The sequence below is a fragment of the Tenacibaculum sp. 190130A14a genome, assembly GCF_964048965.1.
Classification (GTDB): Bacteria; Bacteroidota; Bacteroidia; order Flavobacteriales; family Flavobacteriaceae; genus Polaribacter; species Polaribacter polynesiense.
In genome coordinates this window covers 2,704,110-2,728,851 of sequence record NZ_OZ040189.1, presented here as the reverse complement: position 1 = coordinate 2,728,851, position 24,742 = coordinate 2,704,110, and the positions used below count along the sequence as shown (strand labels likewise).

The window sequence follows — 24,742 nt, the reverse complement described above, 5'->3', positions numbered from 1 at the left end:
AGGATTTGTTTTTATTTTTTTGAGTGCTTTAATGAAGCCTTTACAAAATTAACAAATAAAGGATGTGGATTTAGCACTGTACTTTTATATTCAGGGTGGTACTGAACTCCAACAAACCATGGGTGAGAAGGTATTTCTACAATCTCAACCAATCCAGTATCTGGATTAATACCTGTTGTTTTCATACCAGCTTCTTCAATTTGTTCTTTATATACATTGTTAAATTCATAACGATGGCGGTGACGCTCGCTAATTAACTCCGATTTATATGCTTCAAAAACTTTAGAATCTTGAGTTATTTGACAATCCCAAGCACCTAAACGCATTGTTCCACCTTTATCGGTAATATCTTTTTGTTCTTCCATTAAGTTAATAACGGGGTGCTTAACTTTAGGATTCATTTCTGTAGAATTGGCGTCCTTCAATCCAAGAATGTTACGTGAATATTCAATAACAGCCATTTGCATTCCTAAACAAATCCCTAAGAACGGAATGTTGTTTTCACGAACATATTGTACTGCAGCAATTTTACCTTCAATACCTCTGTCTCCAAAACCAGGAGCAACCAAAACTCCGTTTAAACCTTCTAACATTGATGCAGCATTATCTGGCGTTAATTCTTCAGAATGTATCCAACGAACATTTACTTTTGTTTTGTTGGCAGCACCAGCATGAATGAAGGCTTCTGTTATTGATTTATAAGAATCGTGTAATTCTACATATTTACCAACTAAACCGATTTCTATCGTAGAAGTTGGATTTTTATGCTTTTCTAAAAATTTATTCCAAGCGGTTAACTTAGGTTGTTTTCTAGTTGATAAGTTCAATTTATCTAAAACCACATAATCTAATCCTTCTTTGAACATCAAATTAGGAACATCATAAATGGTTTCAGCATCTAAAGACTGTACAACGTTTTCTTTTTTAACATTACAAAACAATGCTAGTTTACGCTTAATGTCGTCAGATATTTCATGTTCAGATCTACACACTAAAATATTAGGACTAACACCACTTTGCATTAACATTTTTACGGAGTGCTGTGTAGGTTTTGTTTTCAATTCACCTGCAGCAGCTAAATAAGGAACTAAAGTTAAATGAATAACGATAGCATTGTGTTCTCCTAACTCCCATTGTAATTGACGTACAGATTCTATGTAAGGAAGTGATTCAATATCACCTACAGTTCCTCCAATTTCTGTAATTACAATATCATAATCACCTGTATTACCAAGAATTTGAATTCTGTGTTTAATTTCATCAGTAATATGCGGAATTACTTGCACCGTTTTACCTAAAAACTCTCCTTTACGCTCTTTGTTAATTACCGATTGATAAATCCTACCAGTAGTTACATTATTAGCCTGAGAAGTAGGAATATTTAAAAAACGTTCGTAATGACCTAAATCTAAATCAGTTTCAGCACCATCGTCAGTAACATAACATTCTCCATGTTCATAAGGATTTAATGTTCCTGGGTCTATGTTAATATATGGGTCTAATTTTTGAATGGTTACTGAGTAGCCTCTTTGTTGTAATAATTTAGCTAAAGATGCTGCTATAATTCCTTTTCCTAAGGATGAAGTTACGCCTCCAGTTACAAAGACATATTTAGTGTTGTTCATGGTGTTGTTAGGTTTGGGCAAAAGTAAGAAGTCTGCCAATACGAACAAATAAAAAAAATAAAAAATAGAGTATATTGCAGCGATTTTCTTTCATGAAAAAAAATAATGAAAAAAAATAAAAAATGGATTTGTCAGACTAAAAAACTGTTGTATATTTGCCCACGCTTTTAGCAGACGGAATTTCACGAAAGCAGTTAAATTAATAAACAAGACATTTAAAAAATTTAGAAATGCCAAAAAGAACGTACCAACCATCGAAACGTAAGAGAAGAAACAAACATGGTTTCAGAGAAAGAATGGCTTCTGCTAATGGTCGTAAAGTATTAGCAAGAAGAAGAGCAAAAGGAAGAAAGAAAATATCTGTTTCTTCTGAAACAAGACATAAAAGATAATGATGTTAGTCATTAAATAAAGGTGTTACTTTTTTATAGTAACACCTTTTTTTATACCTATTCAATTTATATTTTTACAAAAAACACACAACACACTATTAAAAATGCCTAAAAGACAAGACCTTAAATCAATTTTAATTATTGGATCTGGACCTATCGTAATTGGTCAAGCATGTGAATTTGACTACTCAGGATCACAAGCATTACGTTCATTAAGAGAAGATGGAATCGAAACAATTTTAATTAATTCGAATCCAGCAACGATTATGACCGACCCTTCGATGGCAGATCATGTGTATTTATTGCCTTTAAATACAAAATCGATTATTCAAATTTTAAAAGAACATCCGCAAATTGATGCAGTTTTACCTACTATGGGAGGACAAACAGCATTAAACTTGTGTATTGAAGCAGATGAGAAAGGAATTTGGAAAGATTTTGGAGTAGAAATTATTGGGGTAGATATTGATGCAATTAACATTACGGAAGATAGAGATAAGTTCCGTTTGTTAATGGAAGAAATAGATGTGCCGATGGCTCCTCAAGCTACTGCTACTTCGTTCTTAAAAGGTAAAGAAATTGCACAAGAGTTTGGTTTTCCATTATGTATTAGAGCATCCTTTACTTTAGGTGGTGCCGGTGCCTCAATTGTATATGATGAAGCTGAATTTGAAAAATCATTATCGAGAGGATTAGAAATTTCTCCTATTCATGAAGTAATGATTGATAAGGCTATGATGGGATGGAAAGAGTATGAGTTAGAATTATTACGAGATGATAACGATAACGTTGTAATTATCTGTTCTATCGAAAATATGGATCCTATGGGAATCCATACTGGAGATTCAATTACAGTTGCTCCAGCAATGACACTTTCTGATAAAACCTATCAGAAAATGCGTGATATGGCAATTAAAATGATGCGTTCTATTGGTGAATTTGCAGGAGGATGTAATGTTCAGTTCGCAGTTTCTCCAGATGAGAAAGAAGATATTATTGCAATTGAAATTAACCCACGTGTATCTCGTTCATCAGCATTAGCATCTAAAGCAACTGGATATCCAATTGCTAAGATTGCTGCAAAATTAGCTATCGGATATACTTTAGATGAATTAGATAATCAAATTACGAAATCTACTTCGGCATTATTTGAGCCAACATTAGATTATGTTATTGTAAAAATTCCACGTTGGAACTTTGATAAATTTGAAGGCTCTGATAGAACTTTAGGATTACAAATGAAGGCGGTGGGTGAAGTAATGGGAATTGGACGTTCTTTTCAAGAAGCGTTACACAAAGCTACGCAATCGTTAGAAATTAAACGTAATGGTTTAGGAGCTGACGGAAAAGGATATAAAGATTATAACCAAATTATTGAAAAGTTAACCTATGCAAGTTGGGATCGTGTTTTTGCAATCTACGATGCTATTGCAATGGGAATTCCTTTAAGTAAGATTTATGATATCACAAAGATTGATATGTGGTATTTAAAACAATACGAGGAGTTGTTCCAGTTAGAGAAAGAAATCTCTACGTATACTATTGATACTTTAGATAGAGAGTTATTATTAGAAGCTAAGCAAAAAGGATATGGAGATCGTCAGATTGCACATATGTTAGGGTGTTTAGAGAGTGAAGTATATAAAAAGCGTGAAGAGTTAAAGATAAAGCGTGTTTACAAGTTAGTAGATACTTGTGCAGCTGAGTTTAAGGCACAAACGCCATATTATTATTCAACTTTTGAAAATGAGGTTGAAACTGCTGATGGAGAGAAGTTACCAGCAAATGAGAGTGTTGTAACCGATAAAAAGAAAATTATAGTACTTGGTTCTGGACCTAACCGTATTGGGCAAGGAATAGAATTTGATTATTGTTGTGTACATGGGGTATATGCCGCTAAAGAGTCAGGTTATGAAACTATTATGATTAACTGTAATCCAGAAACAGTTTCTACTGATTTTGATACTGCGGATAAATTATACTTTGAACCAGTATTCTGGGAACATATCTACGATATTATCAAGCATGAAAAACCAGAAGGAGTTATTGTACAGTTAGGAGGGCAAACGGCTTTAAAATTAGCTGAGAAATTAGACCGTTATGGAATTCCTATTATCGGAACAAGTTATGAGGCCTTAGATTTAGCAGAAGATAGAGGAAGTTTCTCAACCTTATTAAAAGATAATAATATTCCTTATCCAGAGTTTGGTGTAGCATCTACAGCAGATGAAGCATTGAAATTAGCAGATGAGCTAGATTTCCCAATATTAGTGCGTCCATCATATGTGTTAGGAGGGCAAGGAATGAAGATTGTAATCAATAAAGAAGAGTTATTAGAGCACGTAGTAGATTTGTTACGTAAGATTCCAAATAACAAGTTATTGTTAGATCATTACTTAGAAGGAGCAATTGAAGCAGAGGCAGATGCTATTTGTGACGGAGAAAATGTATATATCATAGGAATCATGGAGCATATTGAACCATGTGGAGTACACTCAGGAGATTCAAACGCAACATTGCCAGCCTTTAACTTAGGAGAATTGGTTTTAGAGCAAATTAGAGAGTATACAAAAACAATTGCGTTGGCATTAAAAACAAAAGGATTGATAAATATCCAGTTTGCTATTAAAGATGATAAAGTATACATTATTGAAGCAAACCCAAGAGCCTCTCGTACAGTACCATTTATTGCAAAGGCATACAAAGAGCCTTATGTAAACTATGCTACGAAAGTAATGCTAGGAGAGAAGAAAGTAACTGATTTTGATTTCAATCCTCAATTAGAAGGGTTTGCAATTAAGCAACCAGTATTCTCGTTTAACAAGTTCCCGAATGTGAATAAGAAACTAGGACCAGAGATGAAGTCTACAGGAGAAAGTATTTTATTTATTGATTCGTTAAGAGATGATACGTTCTATGATCTATATTCAAGACGTAAAATGTACTTGAGTAAATAGAAAGATTATTATAAAACAGATAATCCCCAAAGGAAACCCCTTTGGGGATTTTTATTGGGAACAATTTAACTAGTTGAAAACGCAATTTTTTTAGTTTTATATCCGTTAATGTAATTCCCAAACTTAACCAATGAAAATAAAGCAATTTGTCAATATTCCCTTCCAGTTATGCAACTCTAAAAAAGAAAAATGGCAATATGTAATTAGTTGTACGTTGTTCTTTATTCTTTTCTTACTGATTTATCGTCCTTTTGGTATTTTAAATGGAGCTAAGGAACATAATCACTCTCTAGTACATTATGTATTGGTTGTATTCATTTTTGCCACTATTATTTTCGTGGTGCTATCATTGAGTCAATTTATCATTAGAAATAAGTATTCTAAAAAGAAGTACACGATTAAGTATCTTTTAAAATGGTTTTTTATAGATGTATCGTTAATAGTTACAATTATAACTTTTGTAGATGTTATTGTTCTAGAAGAAGATATTAAAAATTGGCAAGATTTTTTTGATGAAGTGATATTACAGTCATTAGAGATTTTTTTTAGTTTGTCAATCGTTTTACTTTATCCAGTAATGGGAACACTGATTTATAATTATATAAAGCAATTGCAAGAAAATAAAAAAGAAATAGAGAGTGATTTAAGAACGGTTGAAAATCATTATAAAATAGCATCGGGAAATGAAGCTCTTGTAAAATTTTTAGATGAAAAGAATGAGTGTAAGTTAACTGTTCCAATGAATGCAATTTATGCTATTGAATCGCAGAACCAGTATATATCTATCCAGTATCTAAAAAATGAACGATTACTTGAACAAAGTGTCAGAACACGATTTTCAAAAGCATTGAAAGAGTTGGAAGATTTTCCTTCGATAATTAAATGTCATCGTTCTTATGCTGTAAATATGTTAAATATTGTAAGCTTACGATACATTAATCAAAAGCCAATTTTGATTTTGGGAACAGAAAAATTAATCAAAATTCCAGTTTCAAAAACTTATTTAAAAGATATTAAAACAAAGCTGTCGTTGTATTAATATTATTCTTGTTACTTTCCATTCTCTTAAAGAAAAGTTAATCTAAAGCTTTTCGCACCTAAAAAGGTTTTTTCGCACCAACCCCAGTAAACATAACCAATACGAAGAGGGGCTTCTCGTTAGTTTTGAAGAAAAATTAATTAAAAACCAATTTAAAACTTATGAAGAAATTCATTCTATATGTTTTGCTTTTGGGGTCTTTCTATGGGTTCTCTCAAGAAAAAATTACCATTAGTGGAATATTAAAGGACAAAACAAATGGGGAAACTTTGTCTGGAGCAACTATTCTCATCAAAGGAACTAATTTAGGGGTATCAACAAACGAATATGGTTTCTATTCATTAACTGTTGTAAAAGGAGATTATACACTCTTGATATCTTATTTAGGCTATTCAACAATTGAGAAAGAAGTGTCTTTAATGGAAAATGTAAAGTTAAATTTTGAACTTAAAGAAGATACTTCCCAATTGGAAGAAGTTATAATTACAACGGATGGTTCAAAAAAGACAAATCTACGAACGCCACAAATGAGTGTTACAAAACTATCTACTAAAACAATAAAACAGATACCCGCTGTAATGGGGGAAGTAGATATTATAAAATCCATACAACTTCTTCCTGGGGTAACAAATTCGGGAGAAGGAGCATCTGGATTTAATGTTAGAGGAGGAGCAGAGGATCAAAATTTAGTACTTCTAGATGAAGCAATTATTTATAACTCATCACATTTATTTGGTTTTTTTTCCGTTTTTAACAGTGATGCTATTAAAGATATTAAATTATATAAAGGTGGTATTCCTGCGCAATTTGGAGGACGAGTTTCTTCGGTTTTGGATATTCGACAAAAAGAAGGAAATAGTAAAGAATTAGCATTTACAGGAGGTGTTGGGGCCATTTCTAGTAGATTAACAGTTGAAGGCCCTGCATTTAATGATAAAGGTTCTTTTTTATTGGCTGGGAGAGCCTTCTATGCTCATTTATTTTTAAAGTTAACCGATAATAAAAATAGTGCCAATTTTTATGATGTTAATTTTAAAACTAATTATAAAATCAACGATAAAAATAGATTGTTTTTATCGGGGTATTTAGGACAAGATAATTTTAGTTTATCTAAAAGATTTTCAAACTCTTATGGAAACTTGACTGGAAACTTGAGATGGAATCATATTTTCAATGAAAAATTATTTGCAAACTTATCATTGATATATAGCAGGTATAATTATGGCTTACAATTAGATATAACAGGGTTAGATTGGAAATCTGACATCAGTAATTATAATGTAAAATATGATATTGGTTATTATCTTAATGATAAAATGAAATTCAATTTTGGAGCAAGTGGAATTTACTATCGCTTCAATCCAGGAGAGTTGAATCCTTTAAATGAAAGTTCTGGAATCAACCCTAGAAAACTAGATCAAAAGTTTGCTTTGGAAGGAGGAGTTTATACGAGTTTAGAGCACAAAGTATCAGATAAGTTAACAGCAATGTATGGAGTACGTTTTAGCACGTTTCATCGTTTAGGAAGTCAAACACTCAATGAGTATGAGAATGATTTACCTGTAGTATATAATACCCAGCTAGGAATATATGAAAGAGCAGTAGCTATAGGAGAAACTGCTTACGCAAGTGGTGAAACGATAGCTTCTTTTGGGAATTTTGAACCTAGATTTGCACTTTCTTATCAATTAAATGACAAATCATCTATTAAAACTAGCTATAACAGAACAGCGCAATATTTACATTTAATATCAAATACAACTTCAGCAACTCCTCTAGATGTATGGGCTCCAAGTGGAAAATTTGTAAAACCTCAATTAGCAGATCAATATGCGATAGGATACTTTAGGAATTTTCGAGAGAATATGTATTCTTTCGAAATAGAGGGGTACTATAAAACGGTAAACAATCGTATAGATTATGTTGATGGGGCAGATTTAATAGCACAGAATAACATAGAGAGAGAAATTCTAATTGGGGAAATGAGATCCTATGGGGCGGAGCTTTTACTCAGAAAAAACAAAGGAGATTTTACCGGATGGATTTCATATACATTATCTAAAGCACAACAAAGAACACCAGGGAATAATTCAGGAGGTCTTGGTATAAACAATGGAAATTGGTACAATACAGCCTATGATCGTACACATGATTTTTCATTTACAGGAAGTTATAAGTTAAATGAAAAGTGGAGTTTTGGAGGAAATTTTGCCTTCCAAACAGGGAGGCCAGTAACGTATCCAAATGGTCAATTCCAATATCAAGGGTTGTCTGTACCAACTTATGGAGAAAGAAATGCGAGTAGATTACCGGCGTATCATCGTTTAGATATTTCGGCTACTTTAACACCAAGAAAGAATAAAAATAGAAAATGGAAAGGAGAGTGGGTTTTTAGTATTTATAACGTATACAACAGGCAAAATGCAGCATCTATAAGCTTCGGTCAGAATTCAACATCGGGATTAAATGAAGCTACACAAACCTCAATATTCGGAATTGTTCCTTCAGTGAGTTATAATTTTAAGTTCTAAAATCCCTAGAGTGTTTATATAAAATATCAAGTAATTAAACTAAAAATAGATTATGTTTAAAACCGCAATAAAATCAATAGTAATACTAGTTGTTATAGGTGTTTTTACGTCTTGCACAAAAGTAGTAGATGTAACTGTTCCAAACGCTGGAGAGAGATTAGTAGTAGAAGCCTCAATCTTATGGGAAAAGGGTACTTCAGGAACAAATCAAACGATTAAGCTTAGTACATCTTCAGAGTATTTTTCTAATAATTCAAACGAACCAGTTACTGCTGCGGCAGTAACTATTACCAATAGTACTACTGGAGAAGTTTTTTCATTTGTACATCAGAATAATGGAGAATATAGCACAAACTCCTTTAATCCAGTTTTAAATGATACATATGATTTAGAAATAGTATATGAAGGTCGTACATATAATGCTTCAGAGACACTCGTTTCTGTTGTTGAAATAGTAAATATAGAGCAAGAAGTAGTTTCTTCGTTTGGTGGAGATGAGGAGATTCGATTAAAGGTATATTTTGATGATCCTGTTAATATTGCTAATTATTATTTAGGGGTATTTAAAGCATCTAATATAGCCATTCCTGATTTTGAAACTTTAAAGGATGAATTTACAGATGGGAATCAAAACTTTATGGAGTATCAAGATGATAATTTGCAAAAAGGGACAAATGTTATCCTTAGTTTTCAGGGAATTTCACAGCGTTATTATAATTATTTAGACTTGTTGATAGAACAACTAGGAGAAGGTGGACCTTTTCAGACAACTCCTGCGCGCTTAAAAGGGAATTGTTTTAATGTAAGTGATCCAGGTGAAGAGGTATTGGGGTACTTCAGATTAAGTGAGACTGTAAATACTGAATATGAGATTAATTAAAAGATATAGTTGACCGAAGTGTTATTACACTTCGGTTTTTATTCAAAAATAGCCACAGCTCTTACAGGAGAGCCAGTACCTCCTCTTATTTTTAAAGGCAAAGCAATAAATCTAAAACGTCCTCTGCCAATTAATTTGTCAAGGTTAATCATATTTTCGTAATGTGTAAATCCCATATCCCCACAGATATGATGCACTTCCTTATTGGAAATTTTAGGAACTCCGGGCGACATTGTTTCCACTCCAAAAGCTGCTATTTCTTGCTCACCAAGCCACTGAGCACATTCAATAGTTATTCCAGGTCCTTTTCCCCAGTTTTTAGTATTGAAATGCTTGTTATAATGATTGGTATACAGCAGTACGGTGTCTCCCTTGTTAATAGTTAAGTTTTCTTTGGTTAAAGCGTCTTTAACTTCTTCAGAGCTAATCAATTCTTGTAACCTTTTATGAGAAAAATCTAAGCAAATCCCTTCTGTATAGAACATAGATAGCGGCATGGTGTCTATAGATTTTCCTTTGTGCTTAGCCGCCATGTGGTTAATAGCATCTACATGAGTACCGGTATGTTCTCCTAGTTCTAATTTATAAACAGCGGGAGTTTGCGTTGTTGGGTTTTCAATACCGTCCCATTCTTCATGGGTGTTATGTACGCTCATTTTTACTTGAGGAAGACTTTTGTAAACAGGCATTCCATCAAAAATTTCCTGACTTAAATCAATAATTTCGGGCATGAACTACAAAGCAATTTTTACGTTGTAATTTTCCAATTCTTTCATGTGGTCTTTTGGAGAGAAATTCTCGCTATCAAAATCTATAAGGCGATTCTTTTTAGTTTCATTTCTATGAATAGCTTCTAGAAACCTTCGCATTTCATTGTCGTTACTAATAATAATTCCAGGTACTTTAGAATTGTTTCCAAGTCCATCTTTAGCAACCATCGTAAAATAAGAAGAATTGCAATGTTTTACTTTTCCAGTTTGAATGTTTTGAGATTCAACACGAATTCCAACGACCATAGAAGTATTACCGACATAATTAATAGAAGCCCGCATGGTAACAAGTTCACCAACTTCTATAGGGTTGATAAAATTTACGGTATCCACTGAGGCAGTAACACAATAGGTTCCAGAGTGTTTGGACGCACAAGCAAAAGCAATTTGATCCATTAAATTTAAAATGTAACCTCCATGAATTTTTCCACTAAAGTTAGCATGTGATGGAAGCATTAATTCAGAAATGGTAATGCGAGTGTCTTTTATACTTTTAAAGTTATTCATCATCATCTTTCGTAACACCTCTGAAATGAGGAGATTGTTCTTTTTCTACTTTGGTAATAAAATATTTGGTATCACCTAACCAAAAAAACGTTCCAAAGCGTTCTTTGTAATGTACTTTTACATACCTTCCTTGAAACTTTTGTAAATCGTTAATCACTTGTTCTTCTTTATCTTCTACAGAAAAAGAAAAGATTTGTGCACCAGAAATACCTTGGCTAATTTCTCCTTCCCAAGTTTTTACAAGAACTCCCTTATAACTAATCTTAATCAATTCTCCAGATCGAACTCCTTCACTATAAGGAATAAAATAGATAAAAGAATAGTACAGCGCGGCAATCAAGGTAATAACTACAAGTATTAACGCTAAAATTTTCTTCATAAAACAATATTTATTTTAAGCTTAAACAAATGTAAGATTAATATTTTGACTTGTAAAATGAATGGAAATTGGTAAGTTTGCTATACTAGAAAATAGAAACTATGAATTATATCTTATTTGATGGTGATGTACGTAACGCATTATTACCATTTACCTATACAAAACCCGTAGCTGACATAAGAATTGGAATTTTAACGATTCGTGAAAAATGGGAGCGATTTTTAGGATATACAACCACTACAGTTACCGAAGAGTACTTAGAGGAAAAGTATCCAATGGTTGAGATGGAGGAAAATGTATTATTAAATGCGTCTTTTTTACCAACAAAGTCATTAATTGAGGCTGTTAAGAATTTAGGACCAAATCAAGCTATTTTTAAAGGAGAAGATGTAATTGCCTTTTATACAACAGATACACAAGAAGAGGTCGATTTTACAACGTATGAAGAAATTGAGTTTGAAGATGATATCTTACAAGTAAAAAATACATGGGATATTTTTTCAATGAATGATAAAGTAATTCGTGCTGACTTCGATTTAATTACAGAAGGAAGAAAATCGGCACCAATACCTGAAACAGTAAACTGTATCAATAGAGAAGATATTTTTGTTGAGGAAGGAGCTAAACTTACCTTTGCAACATTAAACGCATCTACAGGGCCAATTTATATAGGAAAAGGAGCAGAGATTATGGAAGGTGTTGTAGTAAGAGGAGCGTTGGCAATGTGCGAAAATTCAGTGTTGAAGCTGGGAGCAAAAATATACGGAGCAACCACGCTAGGGCCTTATTGTAAAGTAGGAGGAGAGGTGAATAATTCGGTCTTAATGGGGTATTCTAACAAAGGGCACGACGGATTCTTAGGAAACTCAGTTCTGGGGGAATGGTGTAATTTAGGAGCAGATACCAATAATTCAAATTTAAAGAATAATTACGCAGAGGTTCGTTTATGGGATTATCAATCAGGACGTTTTGCAAAAACTGGATTACAATTCTGCGGATTAATGATGGGAGACCATTCTAAATGTGGAATTAATACCATGTTTAATACAGGTACGGTAGTTGGAGTGTCAGCTAATATTTTTGGTAGTGGATTCCCAAGAAACTTTGTTCCTTCATTTAGTTGGGGAGGAGCTTCTGGATTTACCGAGTATAAAACCAATAAAGTATTTGAAGTAGCTGAGGTTGTAATGAGACGTCGAAATATAGAATTTGATGAAAAGGAACAACGAATTTTGGAACATGTTTTTGAAGAGACAAAACAATATAGAAACTATTAAAAAAAGCCTCATGTGAATGAGGCTTTTTTTAATAGTTTACTTTATAAATAGGTAGTTTCATATGAGCTTTTTCATAATGAGGTGTTTGCTGATATATCCAATATAATTGAGCTCTTGGATTGCTAGCAAAATCTTCTTGGGTCTTTATTTTCTCTTGAAATTCTTCTTTGATTTTTAGATTATTGTTTAAGAAGTCTTCAGCAATATCTTCAAAAACATAGGCAGAATATCCTTCTTTTTGCTGTAAAATAGTATCAAAGAAATTCCAATTAAAAAACGAATCAGTGGCTTCAGCTTCTAAGGTTTCAATAATATATCGTATTCCAGATTGATTAGTTGGAATGTAAAGATCACCCTTTTTAAAGCTTACCATTTTTTCAGAAGACCTGATTACAGTGTTGTAATGTAAATAATGTCCTTCGTAAGGAGATTTTCTTGTTTCGAAATGCACTATGTGATTTTCCGTTACTGTCAAAGTGGTGTCTTTTTCAAAACGCGTAAATTCAATTTTGTTGTTAACAAGTCTGTCAACAATTTTATGCCATCCTTGTTGTAAAATATAAGCACTAGGAACCTTTATTTCTTTAGTAGTAATATAATTATTATAATAGTTTACTTCTTTGATGTAAGGTTTAGTTCGATCATAAAACAAGCGTTTTCCATTGGTAACTTTACTATCTATAATTTCACCTTCATATCCTTTGAAATTAAATGTAGAAGGGTTATTTCTATCTGCTTTAAACTGTAAAGGGTAGTTACCCTTATCAACAATGTTTTGCAATGCTTCACTTCGCAGTTTTTTTATTTTTGAAGTATGTAGTTGCGAAATATCGAATACAGATAGCATTAGCTCATAGGTTTGCTCTACGCGTTGTTTATAGGGTTTTAACATATGTGTTTCCACCATTAACCCTAAACAGTTAAAAAGTGTAGTGTATCCAGTAGAATATCTTGGAGAATCATAAAACTGATTCCAACCACTTTCAGGAGTGGTCCCCCAAACATTTACATAAGGAGTAATAGGAATGTTTTTATTGGATAGATTTTTTTCTATTTCTGGTCGCATAGTGTTTTCTAAAAACATGCCTAAATTACCTCCTAGTTTATTATGTTGAGTAAATAAATGAGTTAAAGTGTATTGATAATCAGCACCATTGCTAACATGATTGTCAATAAAAACATCAGGGTTGACTAAATGAAAAATTTCCGCAAAAGCAGCAGCATTTTTAGTATCTTGTTTAATAAAATCTCTGTTTAAATCATAGTTTCTTGTATTCCCACGAAAACCATATTCTTTAGGCCCGTTTTGATTGGCTCTTGTATGTGAATTTCTGTTCAAAGCGCCTCCGATATTATAAACGGGAATAACACAAATTAACGAGTTTTGGTATTGTTTTTTTAGAGTGTCATTTTGAACAAGATTTCTTAAAAGAAGCATAGAAGCATCAATACCATCAGATTCTCCAGGATGAATTCCGTTATTAATCAAAATTCGGTTTTTAGAAGAAGATGTTAATTGTGATTGTTCTATAGCACCTTGTGCATTGAAAACTACTAAATGTAATGGTTTTCTTGCGTCAGTTTCTCCTATTTCAAAAAGAGAAATTTCAGGATGGGTATTGGCTAAATTTTTATAAAAAGTAATGACTTCTTGGTAGGTAGGAGTCTCAAGACCCTTAGATTTTTCAAAGGTTGTTGTAAAATCAAAAGAAGTTTCTTTTTTAGATTGACATGATAATAGAAAAACGAAACTACTAATGATAAAAAATATCTTACGCATGTGATTCAATATTATGGGTTATTGAGAATGGGTATAACTCAAGTATTTTATTCCTTTTTTGAAGAGGAGAATTAAACTCTAACTGCATCTGGAACCAGACCTGTATAATCACCATTATTTCTAATAACATCCCTTACAATTGAAGAGGAGATATAACTTTTACCTGAAGAAGTCAGTAAGAAAACAGTTTCTATTTCTGAAAGTTTACGATTGGTATGGGCAATGGCTTTTTCAAATTCAAAATCGGCAGGATTTCTTAGACCTCTTAAAATAAATTGAGCTTCTTGTTCTTTGCAAAAGTTAACGGTAAGTCCGCTGTAGGTTACTACTTTTATTTTAGGTTCATGTTTAAATGTTTCTTCAATAAACTGCTTTCGTTCTTCTAAAGAAAACATATATTTTTTATCGGCATTAACACCAATGGCAATAATTAATTCGTCAAATAAGGTTACACCACGTTCAATAATATCAACATGACCTAGGGTGATTGGATCAAATGATCCAGGAAAAATAGCTCTTTTCATAAGTTAGTTGTTTAAAGCTGTTTCAATTGCATTTCCAAAAAGTTGAGATAAACTGATACCTGCTTTGTTTGCTTGTTGAGGTAAAATACTTGCTTCGGTTAAACCAGGAACTGTATTCATTTCTAAAAAATGAGGAACGTCGTTTACAAAAATATACTCAGAACGAGAAAATCCACTCATGTTTAAAATTTCATACACTCGCTTAGCCATGACAACCACATTGTTTTCTTGTGTTTTAGTAAGTCTGGCAGGGGTAATTTCTTGTGATTTACCTTCGTATTTTGCTTCGTAATCAAAAAAGTCATTTTCTGAAACAATTTCAGTAATCGGTAAAACTTTAGTTTCGTTTTTATAATCAATAACTCCAACAGACACTTCTGTACCATCTAAAAAGCTCTCAATCAATATTTCAGAATCTTCTTTAAAAGCTTTTTCAATGGCAGCTGTTAATTCTTCTTTTTTATTCACTTTAGAAATACCAAAACTAGAACCTGCATTGTTTGGTTTTACAAAACAAGGTAGTCCTACTTTGGCTATTATTTCTTCATTAGAAACCGCATCTCCTTGATCAAAATAAATAGAAGTAGCCGTTGGAATTCCGTATTGTTTTAAAACACTTAAAGTATCTCGTTTATTAAAGGTAAGAGCCATTTGGTAAAATGGAGCAGAGGTGTGTTTTAAATGAATTAAATCAAAGTAGGCTAAAATAACTCCATTTTCGCCTGGTGTACCATGAATGGCATTAAAAACACAGTCGAACGTAATTTTTGTACCGTTAACTTCAGCAGAAAAATCATGTTTGTTAATTGGGTATTCGTTATTGTTTTCGTCTATTAATACCCACTTTTCTTTTAAAATATGAACTTTAAATGCGTTGTATTTTTCTTTGTCTAGATGTTTGTATACTACATTTCCACTCTTTAAGGATATTGCTACTTCCGAAGAATATCCTCCCATGATAATGGCTATATTTTTCTTCACTTGTTTAGTCTCTTTTGTAGAAGTTTTTAAAAAACGATTTAGCTTCTATTTGAAAGCTCATATACAAACTTACCAAAAAAAGTCGTTTAATTGTTTAGTATTTAAAAATACTAATATTTTTATGGTAAATTTGTCCGACCTTTTAAAGAAAAACTATGAGTAATTTTGCTGAGAACCTTAAAGGATTATTTCAATTTTTAAAAAGTAAATCATTTTTAAAACAAATCATTTTTGCCGTGGTGGGTATTTTGGTTTTTGTGTTTTTGTTACAGTGGTGGTTAGGGGTAACTACAAACCATGGTCAGAAAATACAGGTGCCGAACTTGCATAAAATGTCTTTGGCTGATGTACAAACAAAATTGAATGAATTGGATTTAGACTATGTAGTAATTGATAGTGCTAGTTACAATCCGAATTATCCAAATAAATCAGTATTAGAGCAAAATCCTGAACCAGGAGATTTTGTAAAGGAAAAGAGAAAAATATACTTAACCCTAAATCCATCTAAGTACCGAGATGTGTTAATTCCTGATTTAAATGGACGTACGCAAAGACAAGCGACGACACATTTACGCTCTATTGGATTTAAAGTAGGAACCAATATAACTTATGTGAGAGATATAGGTAAGAATGTAGTAAGAGGATTGAAGTATAAAGGAGAAAAATTAGAACCAGGAACAAGTTTACCAAAGCAATCAACAATCGACCTAATTTTAGGTGATGGTAATGCTAATTAATGAAGAAATGTAGATTGATTTTTTGATGAAAGAGCACGAGAATAAAGAAATAGATAACGACGAATTATACGAACATTATCGCTTTGTAGCAACTGATGGACAAGAGCCATTGCGAGTAGATAAGTTTTTAATGAACTTTATTGAAAATGCTACACGTAACAAAATACAACAAGCAGCAAAGGCTGGAAATGTGTTAGTAAATGATATTGCAGTAAAGTCAAACTACAAAGTAAAGCCAAAAGATGTGGTGAGAGTGGTATTAGCGTACCCACCACATGAAAACTTATTAGTTGCAGAAGATATTCCGTTGAATATAGTGTATGAAGATGATGAGGTGATTGTAGTAAACAAAGAGCCAGGAATGGTAGTACACCCAGGACATGGAAACTATTCTGGGACCTTGGTGAATGGATTGATTCATCATATCGAAAATTTACCAAACAATAGTAGCGATCGACCTGGATTAGTACATCGAATAGATAAAGATACGAGTGGACTGTTAGTTGTGGCAAAAACAGAATTTGCTATGGCACATTTGTCTAAGCAGTTTTTTGACCGTACAACAGAACGTTTGTACTATGCTTTAGTTTGGGGGAATATTGATGAAGATAGCGGTACTATTGAAGGACATATTGGAAGAAGTTTTACCAATAGAATGCAAATGGATGTCTTTCCAGATGGAGAGCATGGAAAACCAGCTATTACACACTTTAAAGTAATAGAAAGATATACTTATGTAACGTTGGTGCAATGTAAATTAGAAACAGGTAGAACACATCAAATTAGAGCACACTTTAAACATATAGGTCATACACTTTTTAATGATGAACGTTATGGTGGGGATCGAATTTTGAAAGGAACCACTTTTACAAAATACAAGCAGTTTGTAGATAATTGTTTTAAGGTGTTGCCAAGACAGGCCTTACATGCAAAAACCTTAGGATTTACGCATCCAACTACGGGTGAGTTTTTACAATTTAATTCAGAAATACCTAAAGATATCACCGATTGTTTAGAGAAATGGAAGCGTTATTCTGAAAACTCAACACTAGAGTTAGAGGATGAGTAAAATAAGATGAGATAACATAAAAAAAGCAGTGAATTTTTCACTGCTTTTTTTATGTTGTTAAATTGATTTATATCTTATCATTTACCAAGCGCATAATACGTTCGAACTGCTCTTCAAGTCCCATGTCTGAATTATCAAACTCAATGGCGTCTGCTGCTTTTACTAAAGGAGAGTCTTCACGGGTAGAATCAATTCTGTCACGTTCTTGTACATTATGTAAAATTTCTTCGTAATTTACATTGTCACCTCTATCCAGTAACTCTTTATAACGTCGTTTTGCACGTTTATCAGCAGAAGCGGTCATAAATAACTTTAACTCTGCATCTGGAAAAACTACCGTACCAATATCGCGCCCATCCATTACAATTCCCTTGTTTTTCCCCATTTCTTGCTGCTCGCTTACTAATTTTTTTCTAACTTCAGAAACAGCAGCTACTTTACTTACCAATCTAGAAACTTCGATAGTTCTAATTGGTTGTTCCACATTATGTCCGTTCAAAAACATTTCAGCAAAACCTAAAGAATCATTAAATGAAAAAGAAAGAGAAATTTTGGGTAAATCTCCAATTAATTTATGCTCGTCAAAATGATTATCTGAAACATAATTTTGTTGCATAGCATATAGCGTAACTGCTCTATACATTGCACCGGTATCTACATAAATATACCCAAGTTGTTTAGCAAGTTGTTTTGCAATGGTACTTTTTCCTGTAGAAGAAAATCCGTCTATAGCTATGGTAATTTTTGAAGTCATATATGGTAAAATAGGCAACAAATATACGGGAGATTTCTAAAAAAAAAGACAAGATAAATAGATTAAGATATCAACAAAAAAACAAGGAAGAGTTAACTTCCTTGTTTACATGGTAAATATGCTTTGTAAAATTTATATTAAAGTTTAAATTTTCACAAATGTTTTAGAGAATGTTCCCGTACCATTCGTGCTATATACCTTTAAAATATAGGTTCCTGGTAACAAATCAGTACAATCTATTAAAGCAGAATTAGGGTCTCCAAGAGGTCTAGTAGTTCCACCAGGAGAAGAGCCCCTAGTTGGATTTACAGAAAAACCATCTTCAAAAGTTAAGGCTATTCTTTTCGCTAATGCTCCTGTGCTGGCATTGTATATGTCTGCAGATTGTACAATGGTGCTAGCATCTCTTCTTGTTAAATACATAGTGCCATTTGTTGGAATGGGACCTAAAACAAATAGAGAATCAAAAGAAGGAGTGCTGGTACTTAAACTACAATCAGTGGTTACAGTGCATCCAGGATATATGCCTGTGATGTAATTTTTTATATCATTAAAAAATGAAACATTGTTAACACAAATAAAACTTAAGTTAGGACAGTTAGAGATGTTCACGCCTGATGTTGATCCACTTGTAGGTGGTAAGAAATCTGAAAAACTATTATAAATTGTATGGTCTCCAGTTAAAAATGCTTTTTTTAATGAAGGATTATCACTAACATCAAGAGTTTTTATTTTACAGTTTCTAATATCAATTTCTGATAGTTTGTTATTTGAAATTTGAAATCTTTCCAGACTTGTGTTTGTACCCAAGTTAACTGAAGTTATTTGATTATCCCAAATTTGTACCCAATTTAAAGAGCTGCAATTATCAGTGTTAAAAGAAGTGATTTGGTTGTTAATAGCTAATACAGTAATTAAATTAGGCTTGTTACTGACATCCAATTGACTAAGTTGGTTACTGTTTATAGAAACACTTATTAGTTTTGTATTATTACTAAGGTCAATTTCTGATAATTGATTTGAAGATAGATAAAAATTTTCTAAAATAACATTTTGTGTAAAGTTTACATTGTTAATGTTGTTGTTAGAGGCTTGAACATCAATTAATTTAGGGTTTTGACTAAAGTCTAATGAAGTTATATTATTGTTAGAAACACCAATCGTTTCTAAATTTTTAAAATATTCTATTCCACCAATATCATTAATGTTTTCGTTAGTTAATCCATATAAATTTTTGACTTTTTCCGCTTCATCGATGCAAATCTCTCCATCTCCATCTAAATCATAACTAGGAAAATTCTTTAAAATAGCATTTTTAAAGTTGATGTCAGCAAAATTGATAATTGGGCAAGTAGGGGGTGCTTGGATTGTACAATCACCAATATGCAAGGCACTACCTAAACTATCCCAGAAATATTTGTGATCTACACCATTATCTTGTACTCCGTATTGAGCAGCGCTAATACATACGTATTCAATCTTGTCTTTCGAAAAACTTACTCCGAAGATACTCTCGATTTGAAAGGTGCTTGGTCCTGTTAAATAGGCATGCACTAAAGGGTTTCCTGATAAACGTAGGGTCCAAAGAGTATTGGTTCGTACATCAATGGTTTTTATAGAGTTGTTTTCAGCAATTAAAAATTTAAGTTTGGTTAAAGGGCTAGTATCAATTTCTTCAATGTTATTATTACTACAATCAAGTACTTCAATATTTATAAAATGTTCAAGACCATCTAAATCTGATATGCTTTTATTTGTTATAGTAAGGTTGGTTACAGCAGCTGCTTCGGCAAAACTAATTGCCCCATCACCATTGGTGTTGATAGCTGGATTACTTAATAGTGCGTTTTTAAAATTAGTGTCGGTAAAAGTAATCTGAGCAAAGGAGTTCAAACTAAGGCATAGCAATAGCCCTAAAAAAAGAGTAATGTTTTTTTTCATAATACAAGGTTTTAGAAGTCTTTTTTGTAGTCAAAGACATCTGTGTGAATAAATTAATTTTAAATGGGTTGTACAATTTTTGTAGATACGTTCATAGCATATTTACAGTTACAAATAAACGAAATAAAATTGAAGTAAATCTTTTTTTAAGTTTTTTTATGAAGTTCTAAACTAGAAATTAAAAGACAAATGTTGAGTGATTCTAAAAAAATGGATAAGATATCAACAAAAAAACAAGGAAGCGTTAACTTCCTTGTTTACATGGTAAATATGCTTTGTAAAATTTACATTAAGGTTTAAATTTTTACAAATGTTTTAGAGAATGTTCCCGTACCATTCGTACTATATACCTTTAAAATATAGGTTCCTGGTAACAGGTCAGTACAATCTATTAAAGCAGAATTAGGATCTCCAAGAGGTTTAGTAGTTCCACCAGGAGAAGAGCCTCTAGTTGGATTTACAGCAAAACCATCTTCAAAAGTTAAGGCTATTCTTTTCGCTAATGCTCCTGTACTTGCATTGTATATGTCTGCAGATTGTACAATGGTGCTAGCATCTCTTCTTGTTAAATACATAGTGCCAATTGTTGGAACGGGTCCTAAAACAAATAGAGAATCAAAAGAAGGAGTGCTGGTACTTAAACTACAATCAGTGGTTACAGTACAATCAGGATTTCCCCAAGTTATTGTAATTAATTCTTTTATAGTGTTGAAAAACGAAACATTGTTAACACATACGAATTTTAGGTTTGGACAATTTACAGTATCAGCAAAAGATGCATAGGAACCAGAAGAATCATAAAAGGTATGATTACCTGTAAGGAAGGCTTTTTCTAAAAGAGGGTTGTCAGCAATTCCAATAGTATTTACAGAAGTGCAATTTCTAATATCGATTTCTTTTATTTGGTTAAAGTACAAAATAATAGATTTTAAACCACTATTGTTAGGTGTAATATTAAAGTTACTTAATTTGTTTTTTTGTAAATTAATGTCTGTTAAACTTGAGTTGTTACTAATATCTATTTCTGTTAATTCATTTTGTGAAGCATCTAATGTTTTTAAGTTTATGTTGTTGGTGATATCAAGTGAAGTTAAACCACAGTTAAAAGCTTGTACACTTTCCAGTAAAAGATTATTGGAAATATCAAGATTGGTAATAGGTTGATTTCTTAATATAAGATTTTTTAACTTAGTATTGTTGTTTAGGTGTATATTGGTTGTTGGGTTATTGTCAGAATAATAGAGGGTTTCAATATTAATAAAATGATTTAAACCTGTAAGGTTAGAAATATTTTTAGCGTATAAGAATAAACCAGTAGCAGCTTCAGCTTCATCGATACAAATTTCACCATCACCATCAGTATCAATTACCGGAGAATGATTTAATAATGCGTTTTTAAAGTTAATATCAGCAAAATTGATAATTGGACAAGTAGGGGGTGCTTGGATTGTACAATCACCAATATGCAAGGCACTACCTAAACTATCCCAGAAATATTTGTGATCTACACCATTATCTTGTACTCCGTATTGGGCAGCGCTAATACACACGTATTCAATCTTGTCTTTTGAAAAACTTACTCCGAAGATACTCTCTATTTGAAAGGTGCTTGGTCCTGTTAAATAGGCATGCACTAAAGGGTTTCCTGATAAACGTAAGGTCCAAAGAGTATTAGTTCGTACATCAATGGTTTTTATAGAGTTGTTTTCAGCAATTAAAAATTTAAGTTTGGTTAAAGGGCTAGTATCAATTTCTTCAATGTTATTATTACTACAATCAAGTACTTCAACATTTATAAAATGTTCAAGACCATCTAAATCTGATATGCTTTTATTTGTTATAGTAAGGTTGGTTACAGCAGCTGCTTCGGCAAAACTAATTGCCCCATCACCATTGGTATTGATAGCTGGATTACTTAATAGTGCGTTTTTAAAATTAGTGTCGGTAAAAGTAACCTGAGCAAAGGAGTTCAAACTAAGGCATAGCAATAGCCCTAAAAAAAGAGTAATGTTTTTTTTCATAATACAAGGGTTTAGAAGTCTTTTTTTAAGTCAAAGACATCTGAGTGAATAAATTAATTTTAAATGGGTTGTACAATTTTTGTAGATACGTTCATAGCATATTTACAGTTACAAATAAACGGAATTAAACTGAATTATGTCTTTGTTTAATTTTTTTTAACAAATTCTAAAAGGTAAAATCTTTAAAAGAAGAGTCCGTATACTTTTAAGTTTTTTTTAACGTTATATAGAATTAGTTGCACATGTAAAGTGCATTTTATATTTTTAAATGTTAATATTTGTTCAAAATTTGAGTAAATACTAATAATAAAAGTGTAATTTTGATATCCCCTAAAAGAACCCTCAGATGTATAAACATATTAAGGAGCTTACTTTTTGTTTACTAACCATATGCTTACTGTGTACTAGCAGTACTGTTGGGCAAACACTATTAAAACCTGATTTAAAGTTTGGTACAAGTGCTTGTGATGATACGAATGTCAAAAAAGATTTTATAGTAGAGATAAATTTTTCAGGAACTGCTTTTGCCAGTGATAATAAATTTATTTTGGAACTTTCAGATGCGAGTGGAAGTTTTGCCTCGCCTACAGAGGTGAAGGAAGTTCAAGATGCAAGTTTGAATGCTGCATTTAAATTTGATTTAGGATTTCAATTACCAAACGGTACATATGGAACAGGTTATAAAATTAGAGTGAAATCAAGTAACCCTGAATCAACAAGTCCAGAATCAGATGTGTTTGCAGCCTATGATATGATAGGAGATGGTCCTATTTTAACATTAGTTGATGCTAATGAAGTATTATGTGGAAGTGATACTTTTACAATTGAAATAGCAAATTTAGATGGAGAAACTGGAGTTTTTCAATGGTTTAAAGACGGAGCGTTAACACCATTTACAACTACAAATGAACCTCGATTAACCGTTTCAGAAGCGGGGAGATATCAAGCTAGAATAGATTATGGAGCTTGTGGAAATAGACAAACTATTATTGCTATTGTTACAGGTCTTACACCAGCAGATGCTCAAATCCTAGGGCCAAGTGAAGTAGAGATATGTGGAGATCAAACCCATACTTTTGAGGCTACCACGCAAGATACTGTGTTGTATGATTATCAATGGTTCAAAGATGGTTCTGCAATCAGCGGAGCAACAGCACCTACCTACACAACCCCAAATGCAGGTCAGTTTGGAAACTATAAAGTTCAAATTATAGCAAAAGATGGAAGCTGTTCGGTAGAGTCTGCTGCTGAAGTAGAATTGAAGCAACAAACTACAGCAGGTTTTACTATTACCACAGTAGATGCAGGTAAAAATGTGATTTTACCATGTGAAACGATAGGACTTAAAATAGAGGGGGTTCCAGCTTCAGCCACCATACAATGGTATAAAGACAATGTTCCATTACCTTCTAGAACACAACCTGAAATGAATGCTAGAGATCCGGGAGAGTATTTTGCTAGGGTTACTGAAGTAGGAAGCTCTACCTGTAATGCGATTGTAGATTCTGAAGTTTATGAATTATTCGGTTTAAAAGAATTTAGTACAGAAATAAGAGCAGAAGATTATGAAGAATGTAATACTAATTCAACTATTTTAAAAGTAGTTGGTATTAAAGCGATTGGAACTGATGATAATGAATATGAACTAAGTCAAGATAGATTAACAAGTTTAACATACCAATGGTATAAAGATGGAGCAATGGTTCCTTCTGCAACCACTGTTGAATATAGGGTAGATTCATATGTAGATAATGGAGCATATGTGTTAGAAGTTGCTTCTTGCCCAGCAGGAAATATAAAGACCAACTCTATCAATACCTTGGATATTAAGTTGATAGCTCCCGATCCGTTAATTAATTCAAGCCAAACATCAAACTCACTTTGTCCAGGAGGAAATATTAGCTACACAATTGATGAACTTGATGCAGGGTATACATATGAATGGTACAAAGATGATGAAACAACTCCATTTGCAGTGAATGAACAAACCATCACCGTAACAGAAGTTGGGGTGTATACCTTAAAATTTTTTGATGCCAATTGTTCAAAAGACATGGGTCCAATTGAGGTAGTGCCTTTTGATGATTCTGTTATTGAAGTAACTCCTTCAGATAAGGTAGTTTTGCAACAAGGTCAAACAGTAACAGTTACTGCGAGTGGTGCAGAGTCCTATGTATGGTATGAAGGAGCAGATACAACAGGAGCTGTTTTATCTACCAATGAAACTTTAGATGTAAGTGCTTTAGGTTTTTATACAATAGTGGCTACAGTAGGTACTTGTAGTGTTGTAAAAACAATTGAAGCTGTAGAACAAGATGATCAAGAAATAGTACCAAATATTGTATCACCTAATGGAGATGGTATTAATGATACGTGGCAAATAACAAATAGACTGGCATTTCAACCAACAGTTAGTATTGTTATATACAATGCAAATGGTAAAGAAGTGTTTAAAACGACGGATTATCAAAACAATTGGCCAGTTGAAAATTTAGGAATTCAAAAAGTATTTTATTATAAAATAATAAGAGAAGATGTACTCATCAAAGCGGGTACAATTTCTGTTTTAGATTAAAAA

The 24,742-nt window shown here is 32.5% G+C and carries 19 protein-coding genes; 9 read left to right on the top strand and 10 right to left on the bottom strand.

Annotated features, from left to right (window positions below; genetic code table 11):
- Positions 1-11: 11 nt before the first annotated feature.
- Entirely contained in the window at positions 12-1,625 is a 1,614-nt protein-coding gene (locus tag ABNT22_RS12755; protein ID WP_348713745.1) for a CTP synthase, read from the bottom strand.
- A gap of 230 nt (positions 1,626-1,855) precedes the next feature.
- Between ABNT22_RS12755 and rpmH the strand changes: the two genes are divergently transcribed.
- The 5 genes from rpmH to ABNT22_RS12730 all read left to right on the top strand — a co-directional run bounded on the left by rpmH (position 1,856) and on the right by ABNT22_RS12730 (position 9,424).
- Complete coding sequence (rpmH, locus tag ABNT22_RS12750; RefSeq protein ID WP_088352940.1) at positions 1,856-2,017, top strand: 50S ribosomal protein L34; 162 nt, start codon at positions 1,856-1,858, stop codon at positions 2,015-2,017.
- Positions 2,018-2,121: 104 nt separating this feature from the next.
- Positions 2,122-4,974 carry a carbamoyl-phosphate synthase large subunit gene (gene carB / locus ABNT22_RS12745; protein WP_348713742.1) on the top strand — a complete coding sequence of 951 codons (2,853 nt, stop codon included), beginning with the start codon at positions 2,122-2,124 and terminating at the stop codon, positions 4,972-4,974.
- Between the two features lie 130 nt (positions 4,975-5,104).
- Entirely contained in the window at positions 5,105-6,013 is a 909-nt protein-coding gene (locus ABNT22_RS12740) for a LytTR family DNA-binding domain-containing protein (protein WP_348713740.1), read from the top strand.
- Between the two features lie 161 nt (positions 6,014-6,174).
- On the top strand, positions 6,175-8,544 hold the full coding sequence (locus ABNT22_RS12735; RefSeq protein WP_348727109.1) for a TonB-dependent receptor: 2,370 nt from the start codon (positions 6,175-6,177) through the stop codon (positions 8,542-8,544).
- Between the two features lie 52 nt (positions 8,545-8,596).
- Complete coding sequence (locus tag ABNT22_RS12730) at positions 8,597-9,424, top strand: DUF4249 family protein (protein WP_348713736.1); 828 nt, start codon at positions 8,597-8,599, stop codon at positions 9,422-9,424.
- Positions 9,425-9,462: 38 nt separating this feature from the next.
- On the opposite strand, the gene ABNT22_RS12725 is transcribed toward ABNT22_RS12730, so the two are convergent.
- The 3 genes from ABNT22_RS12725 to ABNT22_RS12715 are packed head-to-tail and all read right to left on the bottom strand — an operon-like array spanning position 9,463 to position 11,080.
- Positions 9,463-10,155 (bottom strand): cyclase family protein, encoded by a 693-nt coding sequence (locus tag ABNT22_RS12725; RefSeq protein WP_348713734.1) that lies wholly within the window; start codon positions 10,153-10,155, stop codon positions 9,463-9,465.
- A 3-nt stretch (positions 10,156-10,158) separates the two neighbouring features.
- Entirely contained in the window at positions 10,159-10,704 is a 546-nt protein-coding gene (locus ABNT22_RS12720; protein WP_348713898.1) for an acyl-CoA thioesterase, read from the bottom strand.
- Positions 10,694-11,080, bottom strand: coding sequence for a 6-phosphogluconate dehydrogenase (locus tag ABNT22_RS12715; RefSeq protein WP_348713732.1), 387 nt, complete (start codon positions 11,078-11,080; stop codon positions 10,694-10,696). The genes ABNT22_RS12720 and ABNT22_RS12715 overlap by 11 nt, the downstream gene beginning before the upstream one ends.
- A 101-nt stretch (positions 11,081-11,181) precedes the next feature.
- Between ABNT22_RS12715 and ABNT22_RS12710 the strand changes: the two genes are divergently transcribed.
- Complete coding sequence (locus ABNT22_RS12710; RefSeq protein ID WP_348713730.1) at positions 11,182-12,357, top strand: GlmU family protein; 1,176 nt, start codon at positions 11,182-11,184, stop codon at positions 12,355-12,357.
- A gap of 28 nt (positions 12,358-12,385) precedes the next feature.
- Here ABNT22_RS12710 and ABNT22_RS12705 read toward each other — a convergent pair whose 3' ends face one another.
- The 3 genes from ABNT22_RS12705 to ABNT22_RS12695 all read right to left on the bottom strand — a co-directional run bounded on the left by ABNT22_RS12705 (position 12,386) and on the right by ABNT22_RS12695 (position 15,642).
- The gene (locus ABNT22_RS12705; RefSeq protein WP_348713728.1) at positions 12,386-14,137 is read right to left on the bottom strand and encodes a M14 family metallopeptidase; all 1,752 of its coding nucleotides are present in this window, start codon (positions 14,135-14,137) and stop codon (positions 12,386-12,388) included.
- Between the two features lie 71 nt (positions 14,138-14,208).
- Positions 14,209-14,661 carry a pantetheine-phosphate adenylyltransferase gene (gene coaD, locus ABNT22_RS12700; protein ID WP_348713726.1) on the bottom strand — a complete coding sequence of 151 codons (453 nt, stop codon included), beginning with the start codon at positions 14,659-14,661 and terminating at the stop codon, positions 14,209-14,211.
- Positions 14,662-14,664: 3 nt separating this feature from the next.
- Positions 14,665-15,642, bottom strand: a complete 978-nt coding sequence (locus ABNT22_RS12695) for a D-alanine--D-alanine ligase (protein WP_348713724.1) — start codon at positions 15,640-15,642, stop codon at positions 14,665-14,667.
- Between the two features lie 155 nt (positions 15,643-15,797).
- Between ABNT22_RS12695 and ABNT22_RS12690 the strand changes: the two genes are divergently transcribed.
- Both ABNT22_RS12690 and ABNT22_RS12685 read left to right on the top strand, forming a co-directional pair.
- Positions 15,798-16,379, top strand: coding sequence for a PASTA domain-containing protein (locus ABNT22_RS12690; protein ID WP_348713722.1), 582 nt, complete (start codon positions 15,798-15,800; stop codon positions 16,377-16,379).
- A gap of 25 nt (positions 16,380-16,404) precedes the next feature.
- Positions 16,405-17,448 carry an RluA family pseudouridine synthase gene (locus ABNT22_RS12685; protein ID WP_348713720.1) on the top strand — a complete coding sequence of 348 codons (1,044 nt, stop codon included), beginning with the start codon at positions 16,405-16,407 and terminating at the stop codon, positions 17,446-17,448.
- Positions 17,449-17,515: 67 nt separating this feature from the next.
- On the opposite strand, the gene cmk is transcribed toward ABNT22_RS12685, so the two are convergent.
- The 3 genes from cmk to ABNT22_RS12670 form a co-directional block, all read right to left on the bottom strand.
- Entirely contained in the window at positions 17,516-18,202 is a 687-nt protein-coding gene (gene cmk, locus ABNT22_RS12680) for a (d)CMP kinase (protein ID WP_348713718.1), read from the bottom strand.
- Between the two features lie 144 nt (positions 18,203-18,346).
- Positions 18,347-20,143: a hypothetical protein gene (locus tag ABNT22_RS12675; protein ID WP_348713716.1), complete on the bottom strand. Its 1,797-nt coding sequence runs from the start codon at positions 20,141-20,143 to the stop codon at positions 18,347-18,349.
- A 296-nt stretch (positions 20,144-20,439) separates the two neighbouring features.
- Positions 20,440-22,164 carry a hypothetical protein gene (locus ABNT22_RS12670; RefSeq protein WP_348713714.1) on the bottom strand — a complete coding sequence of 575 codons (1,725 nt, stop codon included), beginning with the start codon at positions 22,162-22,164 and terminating at the stop codon, positions 20,440-20,442.
- 346 nt (positions 22,165-22,510) lie between these two features.
- On the opposite strand from ABNT22_RS12670, the gene ABNT22_RS12665 reads away from it, so the two are divergent.
- Positions 22,511-24,739: an immunoglobulin domain-containing protein gene (locus tag ABNT22_RS12665; RefSeq protein WP_348713712.1), complete on the top strand. Its 2,229-nt coding sequence runs from the start codon at positions 22,511-22,513 to the stop codon at positions 24,737-24,739.
- The last annotated feature ends 3 nt before the right edge of the window (positions 24,740-24,742 follow it).

Bases quoted from the DNA above. Each gene is read 5' to 3' on its own strand.
- ABNT22_RS12730 (WP_348713736.1), top strand. From the start codon at position 8,597: ATGTTTAAAACCGCAATAAAATCAATAGTAATACTAGTTGTTATAGGT.
- ABNT22_RS12715 (WP_348713732.1), bottom strand. From the start codon at position 11,080: ATGAAGAAAATTTTAGCGTTAATACTTGTAGTTATTACCTTGATTGCC.
- coaD (WP_348713726.1), bottom strand. From the start codon at position 14,661: ATGAAAAGAGCTATTTTTCCTGGATCATTTGATCCAATCACCCTAGGT.
- ABNT22_RS12740 (WP_348713740.1), top strand. From the start codon at position 5,105: ATGAAAATAAAGCAATTTGTCAATATTCCCTTCCAGTTATGCAACTCT.
- rpmH (WP_088352940.1), top strand. From the start codon at position 1,856: ATGCCAAAAAGAACGTACCAACCATCGAAACGTAAGAGAAGAAACAAA.
- ABNT22_RS12670 (WP_348713714.1), bottom strand. From the start codon at position 22,164: ATGAAAAAAAACATTACTCTTTTTTTAGGGCTATTGCTATGCCTTAGT.
- ABNT22_RS12685 (WP_348713720.1), top strand. From the start codon at position 16,405: ATGAAAGAGCACGAGAATAAAGAAATAGATAACGACGAATTATACGAA.
- ABNT22_RS12665 (WP_348713712.1), top strand. From the start codon at position 22,511: ATGTATAAACATATTAAGGAGCTTACTTTTTGTTTACTAACCATATGC.
- ABNT22_RS12675 (WP_348713716.1), bottom strand. From the start codon at position 20,143: ATGAAAAAAAACATTACTCTTTTTTTAGGGCTATTGCTATGCCTTAGT.
- ABNT22_RS12720 (WP_348713898.1), bottom strand. From the start codon at position 10,704: ATGATGAATAACTTTAAAAGTATAAAAGACACTCGCATTACCATTTCT.
- ABNT22_RS12690 (WP_348713722.1), top strand. From the start codon at position 15,798: ATGAGTAATTTTGCTGAGAACCTTAAAGGATTATTTCAATTTTTAAAA.
- ABNT22_RS12735 (WP_348727109.1), top strand. From the start codon at position 6,175: ATGAAGAAATTCATTCTATATGTTTTGCTTTTGGGGTCTTTCTATGGG.
- ABNT22_RS12755 (WP_348713745.1), bottom strand. From the start codon at position 1,625: ATGAACAACACTAAATATGTCTTTGTAACTGGAGGCGTAACTTCATCC.
- ABNT22_RS12710 (WP_348713730.1), top strand. From the start codon at position 11,182: ATGAATTATATCTTATTTGATGGTGATGTACGTAACGCATTATTACCA.
- cmk (WP_348713718.1), bottom strand. From the start codon at position 18,202: ATGACTTCAAAAATTACCATAGCTATAGACGGATTTTCTTCTACAGGA.
- carB (WP_348713742.1), top strand. From the start codon at position 2,122: ATGCCTAAAAGACAAGACCTTAAATCAATTTTAATTATTGGATCTGGA.
- ABNT22_RS12725 (WP_348713734.1), bottom strand. From the start codon at position 10,155: ATGCCCGAAATTATTGATTTAAGTCAGGAAATTTTTGATGGAATGCCT.
- ABNT22_RS12705 (WP_348713728.1), bottom strand. From the start codon at position 14,137: ATGCGTAAGATATTTTTTATCATTAGTAGTTTCGTTTTTCTATTATCA.